The 12,806-nt window shown below is 38.2% G+C and carries 10 protein-coding genes and 1 pseudogene; 3 read left to right on the top strand and 8 right to left on the bottom strand.

Annotated features, from left to right (window positions below; translation table 11 throughout):
• Positions 1 to 65 precede the first annotated feature (65 nt).
• The 8 genes and pseudogenes from OW492_RS17050 to OW492_RS12100 form a co-directional block, all read right to left on the bottom strand.
• Positions 66 to 674, bottom strand: a pseudogene (locus OW492_RS17050) (amino acid ABC transporter permease); the annotation flags it as partial.
• 128 nt (positions 675 to 802) lie between these two features.
• Entirely contained in the window at positions 803 to 1,603 is an 801-nt protein-coding gene (locus OW492_RS12130) for an ABC transporter substrate-binding protein (protein ID WP_290040264.1), read from the bottom strand.
• Between the two features lie 47 nt (positions 1,604 to 1,650).
• Positions 1,651 to 2,697, bottom strand: coding sequence for a 2-oxoglutarate and iron-dependent oxygenase domain-containing protein (locus OW492_RS12125; RefSeq protein WP_290040262.1), 1,047 nt, complete (start codon positions 2,695 to 2,697; stop codon positions 1,651 to 1,653).
• Between the two features lie 40 nt (positions 2,698 to 2,737).
• A complete protein-coding gene (locus OW492_RS12120) occupies positions 2,738 to 3,583 on the bottom strand; it encodes a sugar phosphate isomerase/epimerase (protein WP_290040260.1) in 846 nt (281 codons plus the stop codon).
• 33 nt (positions 3,584 to 3,616) lie between these two features.
• On the bottom strand, positions 3,617 to 4,519 hold the full coding sequence (locus tag OW492_RS12115) for an arginine deiminase family protein (RefSeq protein WP_290040258.1): 903 nt from the start codon (positions 4,517 to 4,519) through the stop codon (positions 3,617 to 3,619).
• 13 nt (positions 4,520 to 4,532) lie between these two features.
• A complete protein-coding gene (locus OW492_RS12110; RefSeq protein WP_290040256.1) occupies positions 4,533 to 5,756 on the bottom strand; it encodes a Zn-dependent hydrolase in 1,224 nt (407 codons plus the stop codon).
• Positions 5,757 to 5,854: 98 nt separating this feature from the next.
• Positions 5,855 to 6,649 (bottom strand): LuxR family transcriptional regulator, encoded by a 795-nt coding sequence (locus OW492_RS12105; RefSeq protein ID WP_290040255.1) that lies wholly within the window; start codon positions 6,647 to 6,649, stop codon positions 5,855 to 5,857.
• Positions 6,650 to 6,857: 208 nt separating this feature from the next.
• A complete protein-coding gene (locus OW492_RS12100; RefSeq protein WP_290040254.1) occupies positions 6,858 to 8,729 on the bottom strand; it encodes a methyl-accepting chemotaxis protein in 1,872 nt (623 codons plus the stop codon).
• Positions 8,730 to 9,187: 458 nt separating this feature from the next.
• Between OW492_RS12100 and OW492_RS12095 the strand changes: the two genes are divergently transcribed.
• Genes OW492_RS12095 through OW492_RS12085 form a run of 3 tightly spaced genes read left to right on the top strand, consistent with a single transcriptional unit; the run spans position 9,188 to position 12,759 of the window.
• Positions 9,188 to 10,531 carry a paraquat-inducible protein A gene (locus OW492_RS12095; RefSeq protein ID WP_290040253.1) on the top strand — a complete coding sequence of 448 codons (1,344 nt, stop codon included), beginning with the start codon at positions 9,188 to 9,190 and terminating at the stop codon, positions 10,529 to 10,531.
• Between the two features lie 15 nt (positions 10,532 to 10,546).
• Entirely contained in the window at positions 10,547 to 12,193 is a 1,647-nt protein-coding gene (gene pqiB / locus OW492_RS12090) for an intermembrane transport protein PqiB (protein WP_290040251.1), read from the top strand.
• A complete protein-coding gene (locus OW492_RS12085; protein ID WP_290040249.1) occupies positions 12,193 to 12,759 on the top strand; it encodes an ABC-type transport auxiliary lipoprotein family protein in 567 nt (188 codons plus the stop codon). The genes pqiB and OW492_RS12085 overlap by 1 nt, the downstream gene beginning before the upstream one ends.
• The last annotated feature ends 47 nt before the right edge of the window (positions 12,760 to 12,806 follow it).

Raw genomic sequence — 12,806 nt, 5'->3', positions numbered from 1 at the left:
AATACATCACACTCCTGATCCGATAATGTCTCTGGTGCACGAGATGGAATATCCATTTTTTTCTCTGCCCAATGTAAAACAGAACCAAAAATAGTCACAATCCCCACATAATAGACAGCAACGGCTAATAGCGTTTCCAATACAAGAAAATTTTGAGAATAAAGACGCTGCCCTACTTGTAATAGCTCCGACAATGAAATGGCAGACACCAATGAGCTGAGTTTAATAATAGTAACAAATTCATTAATCATCGCTGGCATCGACACACGAATCGCTTGAGGAATAATGATAATGCGTTGAATCCCCAAGAAACTGATACTTAATGCGTGCCCCGCCTCTTTTTGACCTTTTGCCACAGACAGCAAACCACTACGATGGATTTCAGCCATATAAGCCGCTTCGGTCACCACTAAACTCACCAAACCAGCAAAGAAAGGCACACCTAAGAACGCACCTGTAGATGGAAAAAGTTGCGGCATGTTATAAACAAACACCAAAACAACTAGTAAAGGCACACTGCGGAAAAACCAAATAAACAACGATGTGGGTACCGATAACCACCGTTTTTCAGATAACTTACCACAGGCGATGATGAAACCTAATACCGCACCAATTACCCAAGCTAAAATACTTAATACAATCACCACAACACAGGCTTCGTAGAAAGCAGACATGGTAAACAGAGAGAAAAAATACTGCCAATCTAAACTCATAATAACTCCTCTAGAAGTGCACTGCTTCTAGCCAATACTAAAAAATATAATAGAAAAGCGTTATGGTGCTTGACCATAACGCTTTCTGATCACTCAGTGACAGGAGTTAATTCATATTTGGTAATCAACTGTTCGTACGACCCATCGGCTTTAATCTCAGCCATCGCTTTTTCTAGTTCTGCTTTTAACTCTTCATTACCTTTTTTGATGTAAATACCTAAAGTCTGAGGGAAAACAAGCGTATCTGAGCTAATTTGAACACGTCCTTTAGTGCGCTCTACAAACATGGTTGCCGCACCAGCAATTTCCAATTGCGCTTGTACATTTTTAGACATCATTGCTTGCGTTACTTCAGGTGCAGTAGGAAATTCTTGAACGATGATAGGTTTAAGACCATTTTCTACGCAATATGAAGTGGATAAATCATTTAAAGTCTTAACCCAAGTAGTTCCTTGTTGGAGGCCCACTTTAACACCACATAAATCTTCACCGGTTTTAGGTTGAATATCACTACCTTTAGGCACCATAATTGAAGCACCAGTTTTCGCATAGGGAATCGCATCCGCTTTTTTAAGGCGATCTGGAATGATATACATACCTGAAATAACGGCATCGAACTTATTCGCACTTAAGCCGAGAATTAGCCCAGTAAACTTATTATCACTGAATTCATAACCCACTCCCATTTTATTGGTAAGTAACGCCGTTAACTCTGGGTCAAATCCAACCACTTTGTCCCCTTCATAGGATTCAAATGGTGGATAAGTGATCTCCATGCCAACTGTTAACTTACCTTCAGAGAGAGTTGATGCCGCCATTGCACTAGCTGAACTTGTCGCTATTGCCGCTGCAATCAGTGTTGTTGTAAGTAATTTTTTTGCCTTTTCCATAAGTATTCTCCTTGTTAAAAAATTAGTTTTAATTAAGTTTGATATTGCTATGCTTTCTGTTTCTTTAAATGTCCAAAGGTGGCTACGCCTGTTGCTCGCTCTGGCAATGACAACTCCCCCTTTGCTACTTTCTCTCGTAAATAACGGTAAGTTTGTAACGCTTGGCTATACATATGTTCACCAATACTGAGCTCTTTATATTCACTTTCACCATCATCAAATTGCGGTAACGGCTTAACAAGTGTGTCGTAGTCACAAGCAAAAAACAGCGGAAATGAATAACGTTCGTGTGCGACTTTTCTTACTCGGTGTGAAGTTGCAACAAATCGACCAGCGGTTAACACCTCTAACATATCGCCAATATTAATCACAAACGCCTCTTCACCCTCTACAGTTACGGGAGGAGCATCTACCCAGACTCCATCATCATTTAATACTTCCAACCCAGGTTGATCTGCTAATAACATGGTGAAACATTCATAATCCGTGTGTGCACCAATACCTGGACGATCTACTACATTTTCATCATATGGATAATGTATTAAACGTAACTTAGCTGGTGGACAAGTCACCATACTGTCAAAGTAGTTTTCTGCTAACCCTAACGCTAAAGCAAAACCAGAAAAGAGTTTTCTACCTAACGCAAACAGAGTGCTGTAATAATCTAAAATAGGCTCACGAAAATTAGCTAACGCTGGCCATTCATTTTCACCAATTAATGGTGTGTTATTTAATACGTAAGGGTTGTTTTTAGGTGCTGGAAAACCAACATCGTAGGCTTCTTTGTTATCGGGTTTACCGGTACCGTAAATTTCTTCTCCTTCCGGAACAAAACCTTTATGCGTTTTAGAATCACCAATATAATGTTGCATTTTTGTATCAAATGGTTGGCTAAAAAAATGTTTCGCAGCCTGACGTAAATTGGCAATTTTATCTTTCGGGATACCATGACCAGTAACATATAAAAAGCCAACTTCGGCAGCAGCTTTACCCATTTCTTGTGCAACTACTTCACGCTGCTTTTTATCATCACTAAATAATCCAGAGACATCGATCACGGGAATGCTGGTGAATGTATTTTTTTGAGTGTTCATATTAAGCCCTTCAAATCCGTTAATTAGTTATATGCTTTATTTACAATGATCGTTTAAAGCGAGAAAAATGTGCTCTTTCTTCCTTGGCTATCCAATCATTCAACGACCATAAATCAGCGACAGGCACATCAGTAAAAGGCAGGTGGTGTAAATAGCCATCAGGGCCAAACTCAGTAGTCATTGTGGTGATTTTACGGCCTTGTGCTTGATGATTTTTCCAAACCTGTTGCCATAGGTTTTGATGAAATGCTAACGCTGTTTGATATTCTGGTGCAGCAGGATGGGGAACTTGCGCCCCTTGGTCATAACCTACTCTAGCTTGTAAATGAAAGACACGATTTAAGAAAGCTGACAAGTCATCTTCTGGTCTATCTAGTAAACGTTCACATACTAGAATCCAATGGCTAATATCCATAGTGAATAACATATCAGGCACTTTTGTCATTAACTCAAGCGTTACCCAAGGGCTATAAAGAGAAGTCCCTCTATGTGTTTCGAAGCTACAAGTAATACCAGCTTGTTTTGCTATCGCGACCGCTTTATTAAAAAACTCAACTTGAGTTACCATTGGCCAACGGTCATTTCCCGCTAATACATTAACAAATTGAGCACCAAGCTCTTTCGCATACTCTAACTGCTCAGCTAACACTTGTAAGTGGTCATCCACTGTTTTACTTTGATCAGGAATAACATCACCACCAGTAAAAATAATCGCGATATAATCTAAACCCGTTGTTGTTAACGCTTGTTTAAATGCTTCTCTGGTATCAGGATCGTTAGGGATCCTACCTTCGACACCATCAAATCCAGCTTCACGTAACTTATCAGCTAAATCAGTGATCGGCTCTGTCACACCCCATAATGTTCGATATAATGCGAGATCCATCTTTTCACCTATCCAATATTAATGTTTATTTTTTTAATCTCTTTTCAAGGCTTGGCACATGCAATGTACACCACCGCCACCTTTAGTAATCATCGAAATATCAGGATCATAAACGCTTAATCCACGCGCATTACATTGATCTCTTAAGGTCAAACTATCCGATGGAATTAACACTCTTTCATCACCTAACGACACGATATTACAACCTAGCTCCATCGCCTCTTTGTAGGGAATATCAATAATGTCGATGTTTTTACTTTTTAACCATTTCAATAAGCTATCTGGCGCAACAGCAGTACATACTGCCGCTAATTTCTCAGCAACCATGACGCACTGAACATCCATATGTAAAAAGTGAGGATCAAATTTAATTCCTTGGAATTCCCACCCCTCTTTCTCAAACCAGCCTTTTACCTGATTCATCCCAGCTTCATTAGTGCGCTCTCCTGAATAGCCACAAAGCACTACACCGGGTTCAATCAACATAAAGTCACCACCTTCAAAATTCCCAGCAGTCACAACATCAAAAATAGGGATATTTTTCTTGGTATAAAACTCTAAAACCGTTAACCACTCACTCTGCCTCCAAGGACTGTACATTTGACTAATAATCGGTCCCCATGGCGTCATCACAGATGAGTCTCGAGCATAAATAGAATACGGCTGCTCTGATTTAGCATTTAAAAAATGCACATTCACCCCAGTTTCACGGTAAACATCAAGCATTTCGTTATATTGTGCTTTAGCGACATTTAAATCATAACGCTCGCCTGCCTCCATGTGACGTCGAGATGTTGAGTTACCTGAACGCCATTCAAAATGGTCAATGGGCCCAACTAGTACTTCTTTTAAGCGTCCTGTTTCAGAAGTAATTCCCCAATCAGTTAACGCAGTTGTTCCGCCATTGACTTGACGGCGACTTAATAAATTATCCATTTTATCCTTCCTTTTATTGTGCTAATTGCATCAAGCTATGCAATAGAACATTACCACCAGCGATTAAATGCTCAGGTTCAACATGCTCTTTTTCGTTATGGGAAATGCCATCTTTACATGGCACAAAAATCATTCCAGTAGGTCCAACGGTAGATAAATAAACTGAATCATGGCCTGCACCAGAAACTATCGGCATTGCAGTTAAAGACAACTGCTCAGCTGCTTGTGTTACTACATCAATACAGCGAGCATCGAATACAACCGCAGGAGATTGCCATAACACATCAACTTGTGAACCTAAGATAGAAGGAACCTGCTGGCAAAGACTTAACAACTCTTCTGACATTTTATCTAGTATGCTTTGCTCTGGATGTCTTAAATCAAGTGTAAAAATAACCTGTTCCGGGACAGTGTTTGGAGAGGATGGGATAGTGGTAATTTTACCTATGGTGATCCTAGCTTGTTCGCCATACTCTGCGACTTTAGCGTATAAACTGGGTAACATGGCATGCAACCCTTGCACTGGATCTTTACGCATTGACATTGGTGTAGGCCCTGCGTGGGTAGTTTCACCAGAAATAGTAACTTGATACCAGTTCATCCCTTGCACACCAGTCACAATACCAATGCTTTTTTGCTCAGCTTCTAGAATAGGACCTTGTTCGATATGGAGCTCTAATGCTGCAGCAAAGGGAAAAGATTGGCATGGGAACTCACCAAGCTGCTCTGTGGTAATAAGAGCTTGTTGATAACTAACGCCTTGGTCATCAACAGATTGATAAAGTGTCGATTGTGATAATTTACCAGCAAAAACACCAGAGCCAGACATAGCAGGACTAAATCGAGATCCTTCTTCGTTACTCCACACCACAATTTCAACAGGGTGTGTCAAAGTTATGTTTTGATCATGTAACGAAGACATCACTTCTAATGCAGCAAGCACACCATAAACACCATCAAACTTACCACCAGAAGGTTGAGTATCTAAATGCGAGCCCATTAATACAGGGAGTTTTGTGGTATCTGTTCCTTTGAAATGAACAAAGATATTACCCATGCTATCAAGTCGAGCAACACCACCAATCTCACTACACCAGTTAAGAAATAAAGTACGACCGATGCGATCTTCTTCGGTAAGCGCTTGGCGGTTACACCCGCCATTAGGTGTACCACCAATATTTGCCATTTCAGTGATAAATGAAAGTAATCTTTCTGGTTTAATTTGTATTTGTGCCATCAGTATCTGCTACCTTGATAATCGTTAAAATTATCATAGAGAGAGAAACTACTGAGCGCTATTACCCAATTGCGGTATAGACATACTTAAAGCAAAAATTAATTTGGAGTGAGGTTTACAATATCGTCAAATATCTTGGCTAATAGCTCATGCTGAGAGTTTACTTGCAGCTTGGTATAGATATTTTTACGGTGTACTCTTTCGGTTTCAGAGGAGATATTAAGCAAACGTGCTGCTTCTTTACTGGAGTAGCCCCGAATCAATAATAACGTGACTTCATGCTCTCTAGGAGTCAATACATCCATACCAAACTGTTCAATATATTCCTTTATTTGAACATGAGAATGACGGTCTGGTAAATGTTGTGTCTTATCATGCATTTTCACTGCAGAGCTAAAAATAGGATATAACTCTCTTAACCTTACTAACATACGGTCACTGAATTTAGATAAGGTTTTAGTTCTCCCTAAAGACAACAGGTATACATTATCGTCTGCGCCTTGTACGGCAAAACAGGTCTCATCCACCAATTTAGATTGACGAAAATAATCCTCATAATATGCACTTTGATAAAAATCATCGGGCACAATTTCATCTAACGTAACAAAACCTTCTTTTCCCTGATTAACCCCATAATTATAAAATGGGCTCAATAAGTAAGCTCCTGCTAGATAACGATCCCACACCGCCATTTCATCTGTTGCAAAGGAAGAATTTAAGACTGTCGGCGACTCTGTAGGGTGGTAAATTAAAATAACATAATCATCAAAGCTCGCTGCAGATTTTAACAAGTAGGTTAACTTGTCAAAAAAAGCTGGATCGCCAATAGATAGAATTAAATCAGCAATACCATAGGTGATCATATTATTAAAAGTCAGTTGGTCTTTATGCATAAATATTCTCATCAATTCATTTAGACATAAGTTACCAAATTGCGAGGGAAAAGTAGACAATATAATAAAAATGAACATGCTAAGGGTTGCTAAAGACTATAAAGAGAACAGTTAAAATGCTTTGACCGTTGGTGAATAGCAAAAATCCCTTTTATGATTTTTATAAAAGGGATCTGTATTAACTCACTTTTCTTATCCAGCATTGAGATTAATTTAGTTTAAAGCGACTCACTAATGCAGCAAGTTGTTGATTTGCAGTTACTAAATTTTCTGTACTGTTTGTTGTTAACTGGCCATTTTCGGTTAAATCATTCACCATATTTTGGATTGATGACATATTGCGACTGATTTCATCTGCAACCGTACTTTGTTCTGAGGCAGCAGTAGCAATTTGTGAGCTTAACTCATTTACTTCTATAATAGATCCCACCATTGCATCTAAGCCACTCCCCACGCGTATCGTATTATCAGTCGTGCTTTGACAGCTCTCTCTTGTCACTTCCATTGCTTTAACTGACAGCCCAGCATCACTTGTTAATTTTAACAGTATTTCATTAATTTCAGCGGTACTGGTTTGGGTTCTTGCTGCTAACGAGCGAACTTCATCAGCAACCACGGCAAATCCTCGACCTTGCTCACCTGCACGCGCAGCTTCAATCGCTGCATTTAGAGCAAGTAAGTTAGTTTGATCGGCAATAGCACCAATAACACTTAATACCGATACAATCTCCTGTGTATTTTCGTTCATAGTATTAATGCGCTCTGAAGCTGTATCAACCTCAGTAACAAGCATCCTTACACTTTCAGAAGATGTTTGAACAAGTTCTTTTGATACTAATGCTTCATCGCTTGTTTTCTGTGTACTTAAAGCTGTTTGTCTTGCGTTGTCAGCCACCGCATTAGCTGAAGCACTCATTTCGGTAATCGCAGCTACCACTTGATTTGTTTCATCAGAATGCATTTTCAACGACTGTGTATTCGCGAGCGATGCTTGTTTAAGTTGTTTGATTTCTTCTGATATTTTAGCAGAGGAAGTTAGCACATCAATTAACATAGATTGCAGTTGGCTAATAAAGGAATTCACATCCATTGCTATTTGCGCAAGATCATCATTTCCTTTAACGTCTAAACGTTGTGTAAGATCGCCTTCTCCCTGAGCTAGACTACCAATTCTTTCTTTTAATGAAATAATTGGTTTATAAACCTTGGCTAAAGTTAGCCACAGTAAAATAATCGTCACTAATATTAATATCGCAGCAGTGATAATCGCCGAGCTAAGTTGGTCATCTAAAAATTGATAGACAATCGACTCATCAATATCCATGACAATATGCCATTTTTTACCGCCAAGTAATGTTAAATCAGAAAAAACTGCTTGCTGCTGATGACTCCCTTTTTGATAAAAGAATTTACCATTATCAGTCGTTAGTACTTGTCGCTCCAATGCTTTATCAACCATTCGATCGCCAAACTTACCATTTCCAGAAGTGCTAATTAAACCTCCATCTGCATCATAAATACTGATTTCAGCACCTTTAAAGTCAATATCTTTGATAAAATGGTCAACCGCTTCTAAAAATATATCTCCACCAATTACCCCGTTATTTTCAACGTCTAAAAAGCTAAACATATATTTATCAGAGATACCTTTATCAAAGTAAATATCAGTAATAATTAACTTATTTGCTCTTTTTGCATCTTGATACCACTCTTCTTGAGTCGCATCATAATTATCAATAACACCTGCATTGCCTACGGTAAGGCCTTGTTGGTCAGCAAAGTTAACCGCATCTAAAGGAGTTGAAGCTACCAGTAACTTGGCAATTTCTTCTTTTTTAGCTGTATCATTACTATTTAATAATTTTTTTGCACTCGTGATCACTACCTCACTACTTTGCAACCACGCGTTGATATCTTCTTTAACCTTCTTTAAAACTGCGTAAGAATTTCTTTCTACTTCAGCTACACTTTCTGCCCGAGTCGTACTATACGACACCCAATTTGAAACTAATAAAGACGCACCTAACAAAAGTGTCGATGCCAATATTATTCGTTGTTTAAATCCGATCGAAATAGCCATTATGGATCCTAAAATGTAAAGTTAAGTAGTTTGTGAGATTACCTACCACAAAGAATAGATTGAATATCAACCAATTTAGTATATCTATATGGTTAGTTTATAGTGATATTACCTCTATTCTGTCTTTTTTAAACGAAGTAATGATATTTACTTAAATAAATATAGGAGAGTTTTAATACTTAACAAATAAGTTATTGTTTTTATTAATTCAATATTGATCATTTCAAATGAGTCATGCTCATTCTACTTCTTCTTTCACAGCTTGAGACATAACTAGTTTCGATCAACTGGTTAAGTAACCGTTAAACTCTATAAATGCCTTTAGATTACTTTTGGCTTCGCATAGATGTACAAAAAAACATCTGCTATTATCAAAAATAGCTCTTTTCATAATGCTTATTATATAATCCACCAGCATTATTCAGTTCTTTATTCATAATAGCGAAGATATTAATTACGTGACTACTGCAATAAGCTCGACAGATACGAACTTAATGATCTCCTGTGAAGAATGCGGGTTAGTTGTCGCTATTCCTGAATTACACGAGAATCAAAAAGCACATTGTCCTAGATGTGAACACCTGCTGATACAAAAAATTGCATTTCCTCATCAAAAAGCGGTAGCTTTCGCTTCTGCTTGCTTAGTTATGTTGACATTAAGTATCTCTTTTCCTTTTATGTCCTTCTCAGTACAAGGGTTAACCCAAGAGATTCACTTGCTACAAGCGGCCCAGATGCTGGGTGAATATCAAAATACACTTCTAGCCTTTTTATTATTAAGTACGGTGATTATCTTACCAGGCTTATATATCAGTTTGATGTTATACCTTTATTTTAAGGCAGCGAAGCAACCACCAACTACAATGAGCCATAAGCCTAGAAAGGTGATTAAGAACCTGTGTAAATTGCTATTTATGATTGAGCCATGGTTAATGGTTGATGTATTTCTACTTGGTGTTTTAGTCAGCTTGGTTAAAATAGCCTCACTTGCTGAAATCAGCCTTGGATACTCATTTTTTACTTTCTGTATTTACGCCGTTTTAGTCGTTAAATGTGTGGCGATTGTTGATAAGAGCTGGCTTTGGCAACAACTTATTCCCGGTAAACCGGTTAAACAAAATTATCTGGGTGATACTCACCATTCTAATACGCATCTCAGCTGCCATATTTGTCATCAAATCAACCCTAATGACCAAACTCAGAAACAGACTTGTATAAGATGCGACGCACCACTTCATCATTTTGATATGGATGCTAATCTACAAAAAGTATGGGCTTTATTAATCACAGCCATCATCTTTTATTTCCCGGCCAACTTATACCCGATGATGTATACCGTTAGTCTAGGATCAACTAGCCCATCGACAATTATGGAAGGGGTTATTCTTCTATGGCAATTAGGCTCATATCCAGTGGCGGCAATCATCTTTATTGCTAGTGTGTTTATCCCATTAATTAAAATATTTGCATTAGCATGGTTATTTATTACTGCGAAAACGCTGAACAACTTACCTGAGAGCGATGCAATTAAAAAATTAAAAATATATCGAATAACTGAATTTATTGGACGTTGGTCAATGATTGATATTTTTGTAGTAGCAATATTAGTGGCACTAGTTCAATTACAAAAGCTGATGTCCATTTACCCTGGTCCAGCAGCCCTTTCATTTGCAGCAGTTGTGATATTCACTATGCTCTCAGCAATGAAATTTGATTCTCGTATGTTGTGGCGTAACACCAACAATATAACGCCAAAAAGCGTCAATAAAGCAGCGCTATATACTCAACCAATAAATGATTAAAAGAGATAACCAATAATGAGCGATGAGACTCCAGTACAAGCAACAATAAAAAAACAGAAAAAGATATCTGCAATATGGATCATTCCAATATTGGCCCTGCTTATTGGTGCATGGATGTTATTTCAATATGTAAATAACAAAGGTACAGAAATCACCATCATCATGCCAACAGCAGAAGGGATTAAAGTAGGAAAAACCGAAATTAGATCTTTAAATGTGAAAGTTGGAATGGTCACTGCTGTAACACTTAGTGAGAATTACGACCACATCGAGATAACGGCACAAATGAGTAAAGATAGTGAAAGAATGCTCAATGATAAAACCCAATTTTGGGTGGTTAAACCACGAGTAGGTAGCGAGGGTATTTCTGGTTTAGAGACCATTTTGTCTGGTGCTTATATCCAAATACAGCCTGGTGACTCTAAAACTAAAAAGCTCACTTTTGAAGCATTAGACCTTCCTCCTGTAGCCCCTTTAGGTAGTAAAGGAAAACGAGTCATCTTAAGCCATAATAGTGCAGGGAAACTCAGCGTCGGCGATCCCGTTTCTTATCAAGGGTTCACTGTTGGCCGGGTAGAAAAGACCTCTTTTGATTTAAAAACTAAAAAAGCCTTATATCAGCTATTTATATTTGAACCCTATGATGACCTATTGCTTTCTGGCTCACAGTTTTGGTTAACTTCAGGCGTTGATGTACAACTCAATGCGGATGGCATTAAAGTACAAGTGGATTCATTACAAAGCTTGGTCTCTGGTGGCGTTACTTTTGGTATTCCTTCAGGCGAAAGAGCGGGCACTCCCTTTGCTAGTGATGTGGTAAAATTGCCTCTCTTTGATAACTATGAACAAGTACAGAACGGGCTTTATAAACAGTATGTGAAATTCATTATGGAGTTTGATGAAACGATTCGAGGCTTAACGGTTGGCGCGCCTGTTGAATATCGCGGCATTCGCATAGGAACAGTATTACAAGCCCCTTACGACATGATGGTACCTCAAGGCGATACTTCATCGGTGAAGATCCAAGTATTAATCAAAATTGAGCTTGGTAGATTATTTAATGCTGATCGTAACTTGTCTTTGAGTAATTTTCGAGAAACCATTGAGAAACACTTTAAAAGTGGTCTTAAAGGCCAATTGAAAAGTGGCAATTTATTAACAGGAGCGCTCTTTATTGATACAGAATTCGACACGCCAAATCCCGATTTCAAGATAACTAAAGTAGGTGAATACGACGTTTTCCCCACCAAAAAAGGAGGACTGGCCATGATTCAGCAACAAATATCATCATTCATGGATAAGTTTAATGATATTCCTTTAAATGAAGTAGCAGGGTCAATGACTAAAACAATGGATTCTTTAAATCAGACCTTAACGTCTGCTAACAACACCTTCGATAAACTCAATGAGATAATCTCACAAAAAGAGGTGCAAGCAATACCAGCAGATGTACAGACTAGCTTACAACAACTGCAACAAACACTAGCGGGTTTCAGCCCTAACTCTGTCATGTATAACGACTTGCAGCAAACGCTCGACAAAGTTGAAAAAGTCATGCTTGAGCTACAACCCGTCTTAAAGCAAATTAACGATAAGCCAAACTCACTCATTTTTGGTGAAGACCAAGTGACAGACCCAATGCCAACTAAGAGAGCAAACTAATGAAAAAGTGGTTATTAATACTTGTTATATTTATCGCTGGTTGTAGCTCTAATGTAGAGCAACAAAACTCACTTTTTTTATTACCTGAAAATACTACAGCGGCAATAGCAAATAATAGCTTACCTATGCTACTAGTAAGCACTAACTTAGATACCTACCTAGACCAAGCTAGTTTAGTCTATAGAGTGTCAGATACTAAAATTGTATTAGCAAAGCATAATCGTTGGGCACATCAAATATCCGAACAAATTAATCAACGAATGGTGACTAATTTACGTACTAATCAAGGTACATTTTGGCCAATAGAGCGCAATGCATCAATACAGTTAACGAACCAACCTAGCCTGCAAATTCATTTCTCTAAATTTAATGGTGTCTTCACTGGTGACGCTGAATTAAGTGGTGAATGGTTACTGATTGACGGGCAAGGCAACTTAATAAAAAGTGACAACTTTCAAATCAACATGCCATTACAAGAATCAGGCTACGATCAACTAGTGTTCGCCCTTACACAAGGCTTAAATCAACTAAGTGAGATGATCACTAAGCAAATTAGCTTGCTATAAATAAAAATAAAACAAAAAAGATAAGATGAGAGATACAAAGAAACTTC

Origin of the sequence: Psychromonas sp. 14N.309.X.WAT.B.A12 (genome assembly GCF_030397575.1) — a bacterium.
GTDB lineage: Bacteria > Pseudomonadota > Gammaproteobacteria > Enterobacterales > Psychromonadaceae > Psychromonas.
Note: the sequence above shows the minus strand (reverse complement) of the source record. Positions and strands in the feature narration are given on the sequence as shown.

Bases quoted from the DNA above. Each gene is read 5' to 3' on its own strand.
- OW492_RS12130 (WP_290040264.1), bottom strand. From the start codon at position 1,603: ATGGAAAAGGCAAAAAAATTACTTACAACAACACTGATTGCAGCGGCA.
- OW492_RS12125 (WP_290040262.1), bottom strand. From the start codon at position 2,697: ATGAACACTCAAAAAAATACATTCACCAGCATTCCCGTGATCGATGTC.
- OW492_RS12120 (WP_290040260.1), bottom strand. From the start codon at position 3,583: ATGGATCTCGCATTATATCGAACATTATGGGGTGTGACAGAGCCGATC.
- OW492_RS12115 (WP_290040258.1), bottom strand. From the start codon at position 4,519: ATGGATAATTTATTAAGTCGCCGTCAAGTCAATGGCGGAACAACTGCG.
- OW492_RS12110 (WP_290040256.1), bottom strand. From the start codon at position 5,756: ATGGCACAAATACAAATTAAACCAGAAAGATTACTTTCATTTATCACT.
- OW492_RS12105 (WP_290040255.1), bottom strand. From the start codon at position 6,649: ATGCATAAAGACCAACTGACTTTTAATAATATGATCACCTATGGTATT.
- OW492_RS12100 (WP_290040254.1), bottom strand. From the start codon at position 8,729: ATGGCTATTTCGATCGGATTTAAACAACGAATAATATTGGCATCGACA.
- pqiB (WP_290040251.1), top strand. From the start codon at position 10,547: ATGAGCGATGAGACTCCAGTACAAGCAACAATAAAAAAACAGAAAAAG.
- OW492_RS12085 (WP_290040249.1), top strand. From the start codon at position 12,193: ATGAAAAAGTGGTTATTAATACTTGTTATATTTATCGCTGGTTGTAGC.